General features: G+C 67.9%; 15 protein-coding genes. 2 read left to right on the top strand and 13 right to left on the bottom strand.

From position 1 onward, the window contains the following. Positions 1-41: 41 nt before the first annotated feature. The 6 genes from EV147_RS18490 to EV147_RS18465 all read right to left on the bottom strand — a co-directional run bounded on the left by EV147_RS18490 (position 42) and on the right by EV147_RS18465 (position 7,383). Positions 42-431 carry a DUF2880 domain-containing protein gene (locus tag EV147_RS18490; RefSeq protein ID WP_130392694.1) on the bottom strand — a complete coding sequence of 130 codons (390 nt, stop codon included), beginning with the start codon at positions 429-431 and terminating at the stop codon, positions 42-44. Positions 432-538: 107 nt separating this feature from the next. Then, positions 539-3,655 (bottom strand): efflux RND transporter permease subunit, encoded by a 3,117-nt coding sequence (locus EV147_RS18485; protein ID WP_130392693.1) that lies wholly within the window; start codon positions 3,653-3,655, stop codon positions 539-541. A 6-nt stretch (positions 3,656-3,661) separates the two neighbouring features. Next, positions 3,662-4,819, bottom strand: a complete 1,158-nt coding sequence (locus EV147_RS18480; protein WP_130392692.1) for an efflux RND transporter periplasmic adaptor subunit — start codon at positions 4,817-4,819, stop codon at positions 3,662-3,664. 2 nt (positions 4,820-4,821) lie between these two features. Beyond that, positions 4,822-6,222, bottom strand: coding sequence for a TolC family protein (locus EV147_RS18475; RefSeq protein WP_130392691.1), 1,401 nt, complete (start codon positions 6,220-6,222; stop codon positions 4,822-4,824). Between the two features lie 188 nt (positions 6,223-6,410). Next, complete coding sequence (locus tag EV147_RS18470; protein ID WP_235844811.1) at positions 6,411-6,980, bottom strand: hypothetical protein; 570 nt, start codon at positions 6,978-6,980, stop codon at positions 6,411-6,413. A 220-nt stretch (positions 6,981-7,200) separates the two neighbouring features. Then, positions 7,201-7,383, bottom strand: coding sequence for a hypothetical protein (locus EV147_RS18465; RefSeq protein ID WP_130392690.1), 183 nt, complete (start codon positions 7,381-7,383; stop codon positions 7,201-7,203). A 313-nt stretch (positions 7,384-7,696) separates the two neighbouring features. Here EV147_RS18465 and EV147_RS18460 point away from each other — a divergent pair, with 313 nt between their 5' ends. After that, positions 7,697-8,008: a hypothetical protein gene (locus EV147_RS18460; RefSeq protein ID WP_130392689.1), complete on the top strand. Its 312-nt coding sequence runs from the start codon at positions 7,697-7,699 to the stop codon at positions 8,006-8,008. Between the two features lie 9 nt (positions 8,009-8,017). Here EV147_RS18460 and EV147_RS18455 read toward each other — a convergent pair whose 3' ends face one another. The 5 genes from EV147_RS18455 to EV147_RS18435 form a co-directional block, all read right to left on the bottom strand. After that, entirely contained in the window at positions 8,018-8,839 is an 822-nt protein-coding gene (locus EV147_RS18455; protein WP_130392688.1) for a carbohydrate ABC transporter permease, read from the bottom strand. Continuing rightward, positions 8,836-9,726 carry a carbohydrate ABC transporter permease gene (locus EV147_RS18450; RefSeq protein WP_130392687.1) on the bottom strand — a complete coding sequence of 297 codons (891 nt, stop codon included), beginning with the start codon at positions 9,724-9,726 and terminating at the stop codon, positions 8,836-8,838. The genes EV147_RS18455 and EV147_RS18450 overlap by 4 nt, the downstream gene beginning before the upstream one ends. A gap of 11 nt (positions 9,727-9,737) precedes the next feature. Further along, positions 9,738-11,027 carry an ABC transporter substrate-binding protein gene (locus EV147_RS18445; RefSeq protein WP_130392686.1) on the bottom strand — a complete coding sequence of 430 codons (1,290 nt, stop codon included), beginning with the start codon at positions 11,025-11,027 and terminating at the stop codon, positions 9,738-9,740. 64 nt (positions 11,028-11,091) lie between these two features. After that, complete coding sequence (locus tag EV147_RS18440) at positions 11,092-12,057, bottom strand: ABC transporter ATP-binding protein (RefSeq protein ID WP_130392685.1); 966 nt, start codon at positions 12,055-12,057, stop codon at positions 11,092-11,094. Between the two features lie 15 nt (positions 12,058-12,072). Continuing rightward, entirely contained in the window at positions 12,073-12,840 is a 768-nt protein-coding gene (locus EV147_RS18435; RefSeq protein ID WP_130392684.1) for a DeoR/GlpR family DNA-binding transcription regulator, read from the bottom strand. Positions 12,841-12,973: 133 nt separating this feature from the next. Here EV147_RS18435 and EV147_RS18430 point away from each other — a divergent pair, with 133 nt between their 5' ends. Continuing rightward, positions 12,974-13,183 carry a hypervirulence associated TUDOR domain-containing protein gene (locus tag EV147_RS18430; protein ID WP_130392683.1) on the top strand — a complete coding sequence of 70 codons (210 nt, stop codon included), beginning with the start codon at positions 12,974-12,976 and terminating at the stop codon, positions 13,181-13,183. A 5-nt stretch (positions 13,184-13,188) separates the two neighbouring features. On the opposite strand, the gene EV147_RS18425 is transcribed toward EV147_RS18430, so the two are convergent. Both EV147_RS18425 and yddG read right to left on the bottom strand, forming a co-directional pair. Beyond that, positions 13,189-14,352, bottom strand: a complete 1,164-nt coding sequence (locus EV147_RS18425; RefSeq protein ID WP_130392682.1) for a porin — start codon at positions 14,350-14,352, stop codon at positions 13,189-13,191. 38 nt (positions 14,353-14,390) lie between these two features. Then, entirely contained in the window at positions 14,391-15,320 is a 930-nt protein-coding gene (gene yddG / locus EV147_RS18420; RefSeq protein ID WP_130392681.1) for an aromatic amino acid DMT transporter YddG, read from the bottom strand. Position 15,321 lies beyond the last annotated feature (1 nt).

Genomic DNA, 15,321 nt, shown 5'->3' with positions numbered 1-15,321 from the left:
GACATGACAAAAATGTCATGTCCCCCGCCCCGGCTTCGGCCTTACTGCGGCAGCCGGACTTTCGGCACGATGAACTGGTTGCCGGGCGCGCGCATCACGTCGCACTGGGCGTCGCCCTTGCGCGCCTGACCGGCCTGGTCGGTGTATTCGATGGCGCCCACCACGCTGTAGACGTCCTCGGCCACGCGGCGCGTGGTACTGGCGGTCCAGCGGAACTTGTCGGCATGGGGCAGCCTGGCCTTGACGGCCTGCATGCAGGCGAACGGCGCCTCGGGCGCCTCGGGACGCCCGCCGCGCTGGCCCAGTTCGGTATTGACCGAGCCATCGGGGCCGGGGGCCGACGCCGAGGCGGCGCCCGCCACGGCCGGCAGCGCCAGCAGGAGGGCCAGAACGGCAGACGCCGCGAGGCCGCGGCGCGTATGCGTTGTCATGGTTGGGAACTCCGGAACGAAAAAAACGGCCGGCACGCGCGATGCATGCCGGCCGTCCGTCATTGTAATGCGGCGCCTGAGGCTGCGCCGGCATCATGCCATTGCCATTACACCGACATGTCGCGCGGCTCCGGCTTCTGGTCGTCGAACCAGCGGTACAGCACCGGCACCATCACCAGCGTCAGCAGCGTCGACGTGATGAGGCCGCCGATCACCACCACGGCCAGCGGCCGCTGCACCTCGGAGCCCGGCCCCGTGGAGAACAGGAACGGCACCAGGCCCAGCATGGCGATCGTGGCGGTCATCATCACCGGACGGAAGCGCTGCGTGGCGCCGCGCACCACGGCATTGCGCAGCGACGCGCCCTGCTCGCGCAGCGTGCGGATGTACGACACCAGCACCACCCCGTTGAGCACGGCCATGCCCCACAGCGCGATGAAGCCCACCGACGCCGGCACCGACAGGTATTCGCCCGTGACGAACAGCCCGATGATGCCGCCGATCGATGCGAACGGCAGCACCGTGATGATCAGCGTGGCAAAGCGCAGCGAGTTGAACAGCAGGAACAGCAGGAAGAAGATCGCGGCGATGGTGATCGGCACGATGATCTTCAGGTGGCCCATGGCGCGTTCCATGTTCTGGAACTGGCCGCCCCACTCGTAGTAGTAGCCCTCGGGCAGCTTGACCTTGGCTTCGGTCGCGGACTGCAGTTCGGCCACGAAGCCGCCCAGGTCACGATCCTTCACGTTGATCATCACCACCACGCGGCGCTTGGCCATTTCGCGACTGATCTGGGCCGGCCCGTCGCTGACCTCGATCTTCGCCACGCTCTGCAGCGGCACCTGCACGCCGTCCGGCGCCTGCACCAGCAGCTGGCGGATGGCCTGCACGTTGTTGCGGAACTCCTCGGGCAGGCGCACGGCCGCCGCAAAGCGCCGCTCGCCCTCGAAGATGTCCGTGGCGCGCTTGCCGCCGATGGCGATCTCGATGATGTCGTGGATGTCCGACACGTTCAGGCCGTAGCGCGCAATCGCGGCACGGTCGATCTCGATCGACAGGTACTGCTGCCCCGAGATCCGCTCGATCCGGATATCCTGCGAGCCCTGGATGCCGCCGGCCACGCGGGCGATCTCGCCGGCCAGGTCGCGCAGCTTGTCGAGGTCGTCGCCGAAGATCTTCACGGCGATGTCAGAGCGCACGCCGCTGACCATTTCGTCCACGCGGTCCGAGATCGGCTGCGCCATCACGATCTGCACGCCCGGGATGGTGCTGAGCTTCTCGCGGATGGCGTTGGCGATATCGTCCTGGTTCCAGCCGTCGGGCCACTCGTCGCGGTCCTTGAGGCTGGCGATCGGCGTCGATTCGTTCTGACCCTGCGGGTCGGCCGGGCTCTCGCCACGGCCCACGCCGGACACCACAGACTTCACGCCCGGCACTTCCAGCACCATCTTGTTGGCCAGCTTCTCCATCTTGATCGATTCCTCGAGCGAGATGTTCGGCACGCGGTCGATGGCGGGCACGATCGAGCCTTCCTTCATTTCCGGGATGAACGACGTACCCAGCAGCGGCACGATCAGCACGGTGGCCACGAACAGGCCCACCGCCGACAGCACGGTCTTCTTGCTGTTGGCCAGCGCCCAGTGCAGCATGCGCAGGTAGTTGCGCTTCATGAAGGCGATCAGCTTCGTGTCATGCTCCGCGCCGCCCTTGAGCAGGTACGAAGACAGCACCGGCGACAGCGTCAGCGACAGGAACAGCGAAATCGCCAGCGCGATCGAGATCGTGAACGCCAGCGGCGCGAACATCTTGCCTTCCATGCCCTGCAGCGTCATCAGCGGCAGGAACACCAGGATGATGATGCCCACGCCCACGATCACCGGCGTGGCCACTTCCTGCACGGCCTTGACCAGGATCTCGGTTTTGGTGAGCCCGCTCTTGTCGGCGTGGCCCAGCCGCTCGAACGCGTTCTCCACCACCACCACCGAGCCGTCCACCATCAGGCCGATGGCGATGGCCAGCCCCCCCAGCGACATCAGGTTGGCCGACAGCCCCATCCGGTTCATCACGATGAACGTCAGCAATGGCGTCAGCACCAGCGTGGCCAGCACGATCACCGACGAGCGCACGTCCCCGAGGAACAGGAACAGCACGATCACCACCAGCACCACGCCTTCGAGCAGCACCTTGGTCACCGTCCACAGCGCCGCGTCCACCAGCTCGCTGCGGTCGTAGTACGGCACGATCTGCAGGCCGCCCGGAATCATGCCCCGGTCGTTGATCTCGGCCACGCGGGCCTTGACCCGGCTCACCACTTCCTTGGCGTTGCCGCCGCGCATCATCATCACGATGCCGCCCACGGACTCGGTCTGGCCGTTCTTGACCAGCGCGCCCTGGCGCACCTCGTGGCCGATGGTCACGCGCGCCACGTCGCGCAGGTAGACCGGGGTGCCGTTGACCTCCTTGAGCACGATGCTCTCGATGTCCCCGACGCCCTTGGCCAGGCCCACGCCGCGGATCAGGTACTGCTCCGCGTAGTGCGGCAGCACGCCGCCGCCCGAATTGGCGTTGTTGCGTGCCAGCGCCTGGTAGACCTGCTGGATGCTGATGTCGTAGTGGCGCATGCGCTCCGGGTTGACCAGTGCCTGGTACTGCCGCACGAAGCCGCCCTGCGAGTTGATTTCGGCCACGCCGGGAATCGAGCGCAGCAGCGGGCGCACCACCCAGTCCTGGGCGATGCGGCGCTCCGACAACTCTTCCTGCGTCAGTTCGCGGTTGCCGTCGTCCGGGCGGTCCAGCGTGTACTGGTAGACCTCGCCCAGGCCAGTGGACACGGGGCCAAGCACCGGCGCCACGCCCTCGGGCATGCGCCCGCCCACCTCGATCAGCCGCTCCATGACGAGCTGCCGCGCGAAGTAGACGTCGGTCTTGTCCGTGAACACGAGCGTGATCAGCGACAGGCCCGCCTTGTTCAGCGAACGCATCTCTTCGAGGCCCGGCAGGCCGGTCATCGACATTTCGATGGGCACGGTGACGAAGCGCTCCACTTCCTCGGGCGAGCGGCCGGCGGCTTCGGTGGCGATCTGCACCTGGACGTTGGTCACGTCCGGGAAGGCATCCACCGACAGCTTGGTCGCGGCACGCAGGCCGAAGAAGAACAGCACCACCGCCAACACGCACACCACCAGCCGCTGCTTGATAGCGGCTTCAACAAGCGATGTCATCATGGCGGCTTACCCCTGTTCCAGGCGCTTGCGCTCGTTGTCGAGGTGGAAAGCCCCCTCCACCACGATGCGGTCGCCAGACTTGATGCCGCCCTGCACCACGCGCATGCCGTCGCTCTCGGAGCCCAGCTTCACGCGGGTCAGGCGGTACTGGCCCGGCGCGGTTTCCACGTAGACCTGCTCGTCGTTGCCGTCGCGTACCACGGCCGAGCCGGGCACCACGAGCGTATCCACCGGCTTGCCAGCGATCAGCATGCTGGCAAGCATGGCCGGCTTCAGCGCGCCGCCCTTGTTCTCGACCTCGGTCCGCACCAGCACGGTCCGCGACTGCGGGCTGACGGTGCGGCCCACGTAGATCAGCTTGCCGGTGATCGTGCCGGTACCGCTGGCCAGCGAGGGCACCTCGATCTCCACGCTCTGGCCTTCGGCCACCTGCGCGGCCTGCTGCTCGGGCACCTCGGCCACGACCCACACGCGCGAGAGGTCGGCCACGGTGTAGAGCGCGTCGGCGGGCTGCACCACCTGGCCCTGCGCCACGTTGCGCTCCACCACGGTGCCGTTGATGCTGGAGAACACCGGCGAGTACGAATCGATGCTGCCGTTCTTCGCCAGCGTGGAGATCGCGCCGGCAGACATGCCCAGCACGCGCAGCTGGTCGCGGTAGGCGCGCATCTCGGCCGCGGCAATCGCGTATTCGCTCTGGCGGCGCTGCAGTTCGGCGCGGCCGATCACGTCGGCGTCGAACAGCTGGCGCGCACGCTCGGCGTTGCGGGCCTGCAGGTCATTCTGGGCCTCGGCCTTCAGGAACGCCATCTGGGCGGCGCCCAGCTCGCTGCTGTGCAGGCGGGCCAGCACCTGGCCGGCCTTGACCTCCTGGCCGAGCACGGCGTACAGCTCGGTCACGCGGCCGGTCACGGTAGCGCCGATGCGCGACACGCGCTGTTCGTCGAAATCGATCCGCCCGGCCACGCGCAGCATCTCGCTGAACGGGGACGTGGCCACCGGGGCCACCTTGAGGGTCTTCTGCAGGTTCTCCGCAGGCTTGACGATGCCGGGCGGCAGCTTGGGCGCCTCGGCGGCGGGCTCGGGGTCCTTGGAGCAACCGGCCAGCGCCATCACCGTCAGGACGGCGGCCGCAATGGAAAGCAGGGAATGAGTGGGACGCATGTTCAGTTCAGATTCGGGGAGACAGGCATGGAGGGCGCGGCGCCGGTGGGAGCACCGGGCGTGGCCGACATGAGCTTTTCAATCTGGATGGCGGCAACCTGCAGTTCGTACTGCGCGGTGATCAGCTCGTTACGGGCATTGCGCAGCACACGCTGCGCATCGAGGTAGTCGAGAATGCCGCGCTCGCCAAAGCGGTAGGCGGCTTCCGCCACGCCCAGCGCCGATTCGGCCTCGCGCACGATGCCCGATTCCAGCGCGGTGACCTGCGCCTGCGTGATCTCGTACTGCTGGTAGGCGTTGCTCAGTTCCTGCGTCAGCTCGAACTCGCGCGCCTCCAGCGCCGTACGGGCCTGGGTGGCCTGCGCGGTCGCCTCGCCCACCGGGCCGCTGCGGCGGTCCCAGAGCGGAATCGTCATGACCAGGCCGATCTGGTTGACGTTGTTGTCCGGCTGGCGGTCCGTCACGGCGCGCACCGCCACCTCGGGCCAGCGCAGCGAGCGCTGGTAGTCCACGCCCAGCTGGGCGCGTTCGAGTTCGCTGCGGCGCTGGGCCAGCTCGGCGTTGTTGGCCTGCAGCGTGTCACGCAGCACGGCCAGGTCCGGCACGGCCGGCGTGTTGGACAAGCTGCCCTGCAGCGCGAAGTCGGCCGGCATCGACCCACCCACCTGCTGGCGCAGCGAGTTCTTGGCCTGTGCCACGCGCAGCTCGGCCGTCTGCAGCGTCTTCTGCGCCGCCAGCAGTTCGGTATCGGCCTTGATCAGCTCGTAGCGCGGCGCCTCGCCCACATCCACGCGCACCTTGGCGCGCTCCTGGATCTGGCGCATGAGGTTCAGGTCCTCGCGCGCGGCGGCCAGTTCGGTCTCCCGGCGCAGTACCTGGAAGTACGCGGTCTTGACCCGGCTGGCCAGTTCGGCGCGGAAGGTCTGGCGCTGCGCGGCGGTGGCTTCCAGGCCACGCCCGGCCATCCGCTCGCGCAGGCTGCGCTGGTTCGGATAGTCGAACTTCTGCACGAACGCGTAGGACGGCGCATTGCCGCTGGGCACGCCGGCCTCCTTGCCGTGCAGGCGGCCATACATCACTTCCACCTGCGGGTTCGGATAGGCGCGCGCCGTGGTGATGGCGGCCGTGGCGGCATCCACGTTCGCCTGGGCGGCTTCCACGCCCTTGTTGGTCGTCTGGGCGAGTTCCAGCAGTTGCTGGAGTTCGAAGGTTTCGGCCGCGGGCGTGGTGGCCCGGGGCATCGGCCTGGCCGCCAGCGTCAGGGCCGGCTGCGAGGATGTGGCGGAGGCGCCCGGCTTGGCCGGTGACGCTGCGGAACTGACCGGCACGGGCTGCGCGGCCCAGGCGGGCGCTGCCAGCAAGGACAGCGACGCGACCCAAGTCAACGTATTTTTGGTCTGCATGTCGGAGAGAATCAAACGGTACGGCTGCCCCGCACCCTCCGGCATCCGCCGCGCGCACGGCCGCGAAGGCCGGCGCGCATGGCGGGACGTCACGCCGCGACGCTCATGGCGTCACGCGGACCTCGGGGGGCGCAAGGCAAGGAAAGCACGGCGGCGCGCCACAACGGGCGCGCACGCGTGCCGGCAGTTCAGGCGTGGAGGTTGGGCGGGCGGAACACGCCCTCCGACTCGAACGTGCTGCGCGCCGTTGGCGGCTGCACCAGATCGTCCACGGATTGGGGAAGCTGGAAGGAGGGAAGTACGAAGAGTGCGCTGGTCTCGTCGACGGCGTCGAACAGGTCCAGCGGATCGAGCAGGTCGGCCGACCAGATATTGCAATAGCCCGGGGGCGGGCCATCGTCGGCCAGCTCTTCCTCGCCGAAATCGGGATCGCCCGGCAACACGATCTGCGACAAATCGTCGCCGGTCGCCAGCATCGCATAATCAGCCGTTTCCACCGCCGGCGCGCCGGCGCGCACGTTCGCCGCTGCCGAAAACGACAGCGCGGACAGGCACAGGGCAGTCAGCAGAAACAGAAGAAAACGCATCAGGTTCGGGGGCGAAAACCAGTAGAAGCCGGGAGATGACGACAGAAGCCAGCCAGTTACGCGCCAACTGACGCGTTGCCGGTGCCAGCGTTCAGGCACTTGCGAAGGGGCGGGATGCTGCGGCACAGCATTGTAACCGATCGCAACAATGGACCGGGCAGACGCTGGCAAGTTCCGCTGCGAATGAGAATCGCCGGCGCAGGCAATCGTATAAAGGCCAAATGCTCGTGCGTCAGCGCAAAAAGGGGCGTCCGAAGACGCCCCGCCAAATTGCACCCCAAATGCTCCGGATCAGTGTTGCTGCAGGTTCTTCCGCTCGGTCGGCGTGAGCTGGCTCAGCGCCGCGTCGCCCAGGTTCATCTGGCCCAGCACCTGCACCGCCGACTTGTAGTCATACGGCGCCGGCTGGACACTGGCCCCCTCGCGCGGCCGGGCGGCCGTTCACATAGCGCGCCAGCCGGAAGCTGGTGCCAATGCCGACCGAGGCCAGCGAGAAGCGGCTCTCCTGTTCGGGCAGCGGATCGCGCAGGCGCAACTGGCCCGCATCGGCGAAGGCGTAGACGCGCCAGTCCAAACATCGCCACGCACACTGCCCTCCAGCGCGGCGACGGGCCCTGCTTCTTGCTGACTCGCATGAGTTGACTGACCTTCTTCTTGTATCGATTGCCAGCCCCGCGTGCCATGGTCCTGACCGAGGACGGCACCGTTGGGGGCATCACGCCGCCGCACATGATCACCAGCGCTCATGTCAGCGTTACGCACAGATGCCTAGACGGCCAGCCCTACCGGGTCATGTCGTTTGTCACAAATATTTCATCAAGCGCGGCCGGCGCCGCCGCGACACTGCACGCACCGGCAAGGCATGCCGGCGGACAGCAGGAGGACAGATGAAAAGGTGGAAGATCTGGAGCGCCGCGCTGGCATGGGCTGCCGGTCCGGCCATGGCGGCGCAGGAGGCATGCGTGGAAGTAGAGGTAAACGGCGCCCGGGCGCCCTCGTACTCCTGCCTGACGCAGCAGTTGGCGCCGGCCAGCACGGGCCGCGCGCAGCGGCCCGTGACGCTGGGGGCCGAGGTAATAGCCGGCCAGCCATCGAACCAGCTCGGGCTTTACAATCGCGCGGCCACGTCGCACCGGATGGGCAATACCTTCGGCACCTCGGTACTGCCGCAGCGGCCTGACGCGCCGGCACCCCGCTGAAGAGGGGGGCTACTTCACGCCGGCCTGCATAAAAGACTGCATGAACTGGCGCTGGAACAGCAGGAAGGCCAGCACGAGGGGCCCCACGCACAGCAGCGTACCGGCTGACAGCACGCCCCAGTCGACGCCGGTCTCGGGCGCCGCGAACAGCGCCATGCCCACCGTCACCGGCCGGCTGGCCTCGGTCTGCGTGGCCACCAGCGGCCACAGGAAGTTGTTCCAGTGGTAGCTGACCGACACCAGCGCATAGGCCAGGTAGGTAGGGCGTGCCAGCGGCACGTAGACCTTCCACAGGATGCCGAGCCGGCCCAGCCCCTCGATGCGCGCGGCGTCCTCCAGTTCCTGCGGCACGGTCATGAAGGTCTGGCGCAGCAGGAAGATGCCGAACGCGCTGGCGATATACGGCAGCGCCACGCCAAGCCAGGTGTCCACCTGCCCGAGCCGGGCGATGGTCAGGTAGTTCTCGGCGATCAGCACCTCGGGCATCACCATCAGTTGCAGCAGCACCAGCCCGAACACGATCCCGCGCCCGGCAAACGCCATGCGCGCCAGCGCGTAGCCGGCCAGCGTGCAGACCACCAGTTGCAGCGCCAGCAGCAGCGTGACGATGGCCACCGTATTGAGCAGGTAGCGCGCGAACGGCGCCACGCTCCAGGCCGCCGGGAAATTGCCGAGGCCCCACGGCGTGGACAGGCTCAGCCGCATGGCCTCGCCACCGGGATGGAACGCGCCCCAGCACAGCAGCAGCAGCGGCGAGATCCACAGCAGGCCCGCCACGGCGGCGGCCACGGGCACGAGGGCGTTGCGCAACGGTGAGGGGAAGGCGCTCATCGGTAGTGGATGCGGTTGCGGGTCAGCCAGAACTGCAGGCCCGAGCACAGCGCCAGCAACACCAGCAGCACCACGGTCAGCGCGCCGGCGTAGCTGGCATCCTGGAAGCGGAAGGCGATCTCGTACAGGTAGTAAAGCAGCAGCGTGCTGGCGTTGTTGGGGCCCCCGCGCGTGAGCACGAACAGGTGGTCGATCAACTTGAACGCGTTGATCAGTGCGTTGACCACGACGAACAGCGTGGTCGGCGCCAGCAGCGGCAGCACCACATGCCGCAGCCGATACCACGCCGACGGCGCCTCCAGCCGCGCCGCGTCGAGCTGTTCGGTCGAGATCGACTGCAGCGCCGCCAGGTAGAAGATCATGAAGAAGCCCGCTTCCTTCCAGATGGTGACCACCATCAGCGCGGGCAGCGCGGTGTCGGTATCGCCGAGCCAGTTGCGGCCGGCGATGCCTACCCCGGCCAGCAGCCGGTTCAGCAGGCCGATGTCGGGCGCATAGAAGAACAGCCAGACGTTGGCGGCGGCCACCATCGGCAGTACGGTTGGCGTGAAGAATGCCAGCCGCAGCAGCCCGCGTCCGGCGTAGCGCTGGTTGACCCAGAGCGCCATGGCCAGCGCCAGCACCACCGAGACGGGCACCGTCACCAGCGCGTACCAGAGGTTGTTGCGCACCGCCTGGCGGAACACGGGGTCATCCATCAGCGCGTGGAACTGCTCCACGCCCGCGAACGCCGGGGGTACCCCCGGCGCCTGCAGATGCACGCTGTGCCAGAGGCTGCCCGCAATCGGCCAGTACGTGAATGCCGCCAGCAGCACCAGCGCGGGCAACAGCAGCAGCCAGGCCTGCGCGGCCTGGCCGGACGTACGGCGTGCGTGCGTGGCAGGCATTGGCGTGGGGATCAACGCTGGTACGGCTTCAGCACGCGCTCGGCCTGGGCCTGGGCGCCGCTCAGCGCGGCCCTGGGCTCCTGCTGGCCGGTGATGGCAGACTGCAGCGCATCCTCCAGCAGCTTGCGCACGCGGCCTGCCTGGTGCGTGGACAGCTCGGCCGTGGCCACCGACAGCTGGTCACGCGCCACCAGCGTCTGCGGCACCTTGGCGGCGTATTCCTTGAGCGTCGGCGTCTGGTAGCTGGCCGGGCTCACGCCCATGTAGCCCGTGGCCACGCTCCACTGGGCCGAACGGTCCGGCGCGGTCAGGAACTTGACGAGCCGGTACGCAGCGCGTTGTTCGGCGTCCGAGCCGCTCTTGAACAGGTAGAAGTTGCCGCCACCCGTGGGCGAGCCCGGCTCGGTATTGGCGGGCAGCGGCGCCACGCCGACATCGAACTTCGCATCCTTGAGCACGGCCGTCAGGTTGCCGGTGGAGTGCCACATCATCGCGGTCTTGCCCTCGACGAAGTTCTGGCGCAGCGTGCCCCACTCGATCAGGCCCTTCGGGCTCAGGCCGTCCTTCGACAGCGACGTCCAGTACTCCAGCGCCTGCACCGCCCTGGGCTGGTCGAACGTGGTGCGCGTGCCGGCCGCGTTCATCAGCGTCTGGCCGTTCTGCTTGGCCAGCGCGCCGAACATCCAGTAGGCGTAGCCCGTGGACGGGATCATCACGCCCCAGCGGCTGGTATTGCCGCCCTCGCGCTTCACCAGCTTGCCAGCGGCCTCGCGCATCTCGGTCCAGTTGCGCGGCGGCTTGTCGGCGTCGAGGCCAGCCTGGCGGAACGCGTCCTTGTTGTAGAACATCACGATGGTCGAGCGCTGGAACGGGATGCCCCAGGTCTTGCCGTCGGCGCGGCCGTTGTCCATCAGGCCGGGGTAGAAGCTCTTGAGCCACTCCTTGTCTTCGGCCGAGGTGGCGAAATCGTCGAACGGGCGGATCACGCCGAGATCCTTGAGTTCGTGCAGGTCGATCGAGAACAGCACCGAGGTCTGCACCGGCGTGCCGGCCTTGAGCGCGGCCAGCGCCTTGGTACGGGCGTCGTCGTAGTTGCCGGCGTAGATCGCGTTGACCTTGACGTCGGGGTTGGCCTGCTCGAACTCGCCCACGAGCTTGTCCACCACCTGCGTGAGCGGGCCGCCAACCGAGACGGGGTAGTACATCGTGACCTGCGTGGCGGCGGCGGCAGACAGCGGCGTCAGCGACGCCAGGCAGATGAGCAGGCCCAGCGCGGCGGCCAGGCGGGTCTTGAACGACATGAAGGCTCCTTGGGACAGGTTCAGGGCACAGCGGTGGGTGGCAAAACGCCGGGAGAACTGCGGACTATGAAGGCACGGCAAAACGGTGTTCGTGGGCGGCGCCCCAGTGCAGCGTGAGCGCGCCGCCCGGCGGCAGCGTGACGCGGCCCGGATGGCGCACCAGCACCGGCTGCCCGTAGAGCTGCACCTCGATCAGCGTGTCGGCACCGTGGTACTCGGTACGGACCACGGTGCCGGGGTGTGCACCACCCAGCGCGATGTGTTCGGGCCGCACTCCCAGGCATTCCGGCTGTCCGGGCAGGCGGATCAGGTTCATCGGCGGCTGGCCGATGAAGCGCGCCACCACGGGCGTGGCCGGGGTGTCGTAGAGTTGGGCCGGCGTGCCGGTCTGGGCGATCTGGCCCTCGTGCATCAGCACGATGCGGTCGGCCATGCTCATCGCTTCCACCTGGTCGTGCGTGACGTAGACCACCGTCAGGCCCAACTGCTGCTGCAGCTTGCGCAGTTCGGCGCGCATCTCGGCGCGTAGCTGGGCGTCGAGGTTCGACAGCGGCTCGTCCATCAGGCACAGCGGATGCTGCGACACGATGGCCCGCGCCAGCGCCACGCGCTGCTTCTGGCCGCCCGACAGCGCCCCCGGCTTGCGGGCCAGCAGCGCGCCCAGGCCCAGCAGCCCGGCGGCATGCGCCAGGCGGCGCGCCTGTTCGTCGCGCGGCAGCTTGCGCGCGCGCAGGCCGAAGACGATGTTGTCGGCCACGCTCAGGTGCGGAAACAGCGCATACGACTGGAACACCATGCTCAGGCCGCGCTGTGCGGCCTCCACTGCCGTGACATCGCGCCCGTCGAGGTGGATGCGTCCCGCGTCGGGCTGGTCGAGGCCGGCAATCAGGCGCAGCAGCGTGGTCTTGCCGCATCCCGACGCGCCGAGCAGCGCGATGAACTCCCCGCGCCCGATCTCCAGGTCGATGCCGCGCAGCACCGTGTGCTCGCCAAAATGCCGCGCAATCCGTTCGAGTCGCAGGTAGGCCATGGAAAAGGAACCGTGTCAGCAGCCGTGCAGCAGGACGCCCGCGCCTTCGCACAGGCCGGGCAGCGCGGGCAGGGCCGCGACGGTGTCGGTATCGGTGAACAGGTGGTCGATCTGGTCGAAGCCGGCCACGCGGCACGGCGCGTGGCGCCCGAACTTGCTGCCATCGGCCAGCAACACGCGCGCGTGACTGTGCGAGAGCAGGGCCTGGCTCAGTTCGGCTTCCTCGGGCTGGAACTCGTACAGCGTGCCAGTCTCGTCGATGCCGGCCGCGCCGCAGACGGCCAGGTGCGCGCGGAACTTGCGCAGGAAATCGAGTGTGGCACTGCCCATCAGGTCGTAGTCGCCCGCCCGCAGGCGGCCGCCGGCCACCCAGGTCTCGATGGCCGGCTTGTCGGCCAGCGCGTGCACCGCGCCCAGATTGTTGGTCACCACGCGCAGCGGCAGGTCGGCCGGCAGCGCCCGGGCGAACTCCGCCACGGTGGTGCCATAGCCGAGAAATATCGTGCTGTCAGCCTCCAGCAGCGCGATGGCGGCATGGGCAATGCGCCGCTTGCGTTCCACCTGGGCCGTGCTGCGCTGCAGGTAGCTGATGTTGTGCTGGCTGGCGGGCAGCGTCAGCCCGCCGTGCATGCGCCGGGCCAGGCCCTGCACGCTCAGTTCGTTGATGTCGCGGCGGATGGTCTGGCTAGTCACGCCAAAGCGGCTGGCCAGCTGCTCGGTGCTGAGGTAGCCGGTGTCGTTCAACCATCCGAAGATTTCGCGCTGGCGCGGCGTCAGGCTCATTCGATCACTCTGTATGTTCGAACGAAAATGTAAGCGCGCAATGTGTCACATCGATGACGCAAAGCCGCCGCCCTGCCCCGCGCGGCACGGGTGTTGCTTGCCAGCACGGGACAGCCAACTTCAGGAGACCGCCATGCCGTCGCTACGCAAGGGAGACAAGGTCCAGTGGGAGACCTCGCAGGGTAAGACCGAGGGCACCGTGACGCGCAAGGTGACCGGCAAGGCCAGGGCTGGCGGCCATGTCGCCAAGGCTTCGGCCGCCGCGCCGCAGTACGAAGTCAAAAGTGCACGCACCGGCAAAAAGGCCATCCACAAGCCGCAGGCGCTCAAGAAGGCCCGCTGAACCGCCTAGAAGAAGTGCCGCACGCCCAACCTGAACACCAGCTGGTTCTGGTTCGACGAGACGTTCGCCGCGCCAGCCACATAGGCGGCATCGAGCACGCTGCCGGTCTTGTCGCCGGCCACGTGCTGGAAGACAGTCTGCACGTAGACATCGGTGCGCTTCGAGAACAGGTAGTCGGCCATCAGGCCGGCCGAATGGTACTCCGGGTGCCGCTTGCCCGAACTGGCATCGAACGTGGCGCGGGTATAGGCATACATCGCCCCGAACCAGTACGAGCGGGTTGGCTGGTACTTGATGTTGGCCTCGATGTTCTGGAAGCGCAGCGCGCCGAGCGTGCCCGAAGGCGGCACGATGTCTCCCACGTAGGCCGAGCTGCGCGGATCGGTGACCTCGGTCTTCGCGTACGAGACGCCGAACTGGAATTTGCCGGTTTCGTACGTGCCGCCCGCGCCCCAGATGCGCAGCCGGCTGCCCGGCAGGTTCTGGTCACCGCCGTTGTTCAGCGCGCCGTAGGCCGTGGCGGAAGGGTTGTCGGCCTGCAGCCAGGCCCCGGCCAGCACTAGCCCACCCCGCGCGTACTGTCCGCCGGCGCTGAAGACGCGGTTGTTCGAGAACTTCGGGTCGTCGCTGAACCCGTACATCCCGCCGAACTTGACGCCGCCGAGCACCGGGCTGGTGTACTTGACCGTGTTGTTGACCCGAAAGGTGTTGATCAGGTTGTCGTTGTCGTAGGGGTGGGCAAACATGTAGCCGCCCCAGGTGCCGCCCGCCGAGGTCTGCGCGAGGTAGTCGACCACCGAGTCATACTGGCGCCCCACCGTCACCGCGCCCCAGCCCTTGTCGGTGATGCCCAGGTAAGCCTGCCGGCCGAACAGCGCACCGCCCTGGAAGGCGCGGCCGTTGTCCACGTCGAAGCCGTTCTCCAACTGGAACATGGCCGCTGTGCCGCCGCCCAGGTCCTCGTTGCCCTTCAGGCCCCAGCGGCTGCCGTGCGGGAACCCGCTGGCCATCGCCACCTGGCTGTGGCCGCCCACGTTGGTGGTGTAGTTGACGCCCTCGTCGAGCACGCCATACAGCGTCACGCTGCCCTGCGCCCAGGCAGGCGCCGCCGCCCCGCACAGGGCTGCGATACACAGCCACGGTGCGCGGTTGTCTCTCTCCGCTTTCATGTCGATGTTCCTTGGGGTACGTTGCCCCGGGGAGATTGCTAGGTCGTCTGGCTCGAACCCGACGATCCGGAGGGTGAAGGCCGCTCGCCCTGCCCTCGCGTGGCCAGCCAGCAGAGGATGGAGCCCGCCACCACCATCGCCGCGCCCTTCCAGAACGCGAGCGACAGCGGCGCGTGTAGCAGTACCGCCGCCAGCGCGGCAGACAGCACCGGGATGAAGTACGACGCGCCGGCCAGCACCGTGACGTTGCCGTGCAGGATGCCGACATTCCACGCCGCATAGCCGAAGCCCATCGCGCACGCCGCCAGCACCAGATAGATCGCGCCGCCCACGCTGAAGCTCATCGGTGCGCCGCCGATGAACAGGTATTTGGCCCACAGCGCCAACGCGGTCAGGATGAAGAACAGCGTCACGCCGTTCTTTCCCTGCGCGATGCGCGCCGTGACCGTGCAGTAGCCCGCCCAGATCACCGCGCCCGAGAACGCCAGGCCGTAGCTGAGCGGATTGTCGCGCACGTTGGCCGCCATGCTCGCCGGATCCAGCCCCTGGTCGCCGCCCAGCACCCACGTGATGCCGAAGATGGCCACCACGAAGCCGGGCACGATCAGCCAGTTGGCCCGTTGCCGGTTGAACAGGATCGCGGCCAGCATCGTGAAGGTGGGCCACAGGTAGTTGACCATGCCCACTTCGATGGCCTGCCGGCCCGTGTTGGCGTAGCCGATCGACAGCGACAGGCACAGTTCGTACGCCACGAAGAGCAGGCTGCCCCAGACCAGGTAGGGCCGGGGCAGCGCCCTGAGCCGCACCGGTCCCACCGAAACCCACAGCAGCACGGAGGCCACCGAATACATCAGGGCGGCCCCACCCGTGGCGCCGAAGCTCTCGCTGACGCCACGGATCAGGCCGACGATCGAACTCCAGAGGAGGACGGCGACCAGCCCGATCAGCGTGGCCTGTTTGGTTTGCATG

Origin of the sequence: Cupriavidus agavae (assembly GCF_004217045.1) — a bacterium.
GTDB classification, from domain to species: domain Bacteria; phylum Pseudomonadota; class Gammaproteobacteria; order Burkholderiales; family Burkholderiaceae; genus Cupriavidus; species Cupriavidus agavae.
The sequence above is the reverse complement of the archived record's forward strand: the minus strand, read 5'-3'. Positions and strand labels throughout refer to the sequence as shown.

Coding starts and splice junctions, on each gene's coding strand:
- EV147_RS18490 (WP_130392694.1), bottom strand. CDS start 431: ATGACAACGCATACGCGCCGCGGCCTCGCGGCGTCTGCCGTTCTGGCC.
- EV147_RS18485 (WP_130392693.1), bottom strand. CDS start 3,655: ATGATGACATCGCTTGTTGAAGCCGCTATCAAGCAGCGGCTGGTGGTG.
- EV147_RS18480 (WP_130392692.1), bottom strand. CDS start 4,819: ATGCGTCCCACTCATTCCCTGCTTTCCATTGCGGCCGCCGTCCTGACG.
- EV147_RS18475 (WP_130392691.1), bottom strand. CDS start 6,222: ATGCAGACCAAAAATACGTTGACTTGGGTCGCGTCGCTGTCCTTGCTG.
- EV147_RS18460 (WP_130392689.1), top strand. CDS start 7,697: ATGAAAAGGTGGAAGATCTGGAGCGCCGCGCTGGCATGGGCTGCCGGT.
- EV147_RS18455 (WP_130392688.1), bottom strand. CDS start 8,839: ATGAGCGCCTTCCCCTCACCGTTGCGCAACGCCCTCGTGCCCGTGGCC.
- EV147_RS18450 (WP_130392687.1), bottom strand. CDS start 9,726: ATGCCTGCCACGCACGCACGCCGTACGTCCGGCCAGGCCGCGCAGGCC.
- EV147_RS18445 (WP_130392686.1), bottom strand. CDS start 11,027: ATGTCGTTCAAGACCCGCCTGGCCGCCGCGCTGGGCCTGCTCATCTGC.
- EV147_RS18440 (WP_130392685.1), bottom strand. CDS start 12,057: ATGGCCTACCTGCGACTCGAACGGATTGCGCGGCATTTTGGCGAGCAC.
- EV147_RS18435 (WP_130392684.1), bottom strand. CDS start 12,840: ATGAGCCTGACGCCGCGCCAGCGCGAAATCTTCGGATGGTTGAACGAC.
- EV147_RS18430 (WP_130392683.1), top strand. CDS start 12,974: ATGCCGTCGCTACGCAAGGGAGACAAGGTCCAGTGGGAGACCTCGCAG.
- EV147_RS18425 (WP_130392682.1), bottom strand. CDS start 14,352: ATGAAAGCGGAGAGAGACAACCGCGCACCGTGGCTGTGTATCGCAGCC.
- yddG (WP_130392681.1), bottom strand. CDS start 15,320: ATGCAAACCAAACAGGCCACGCTGATCGGGCTGGTCGCCGTCCTCCTC.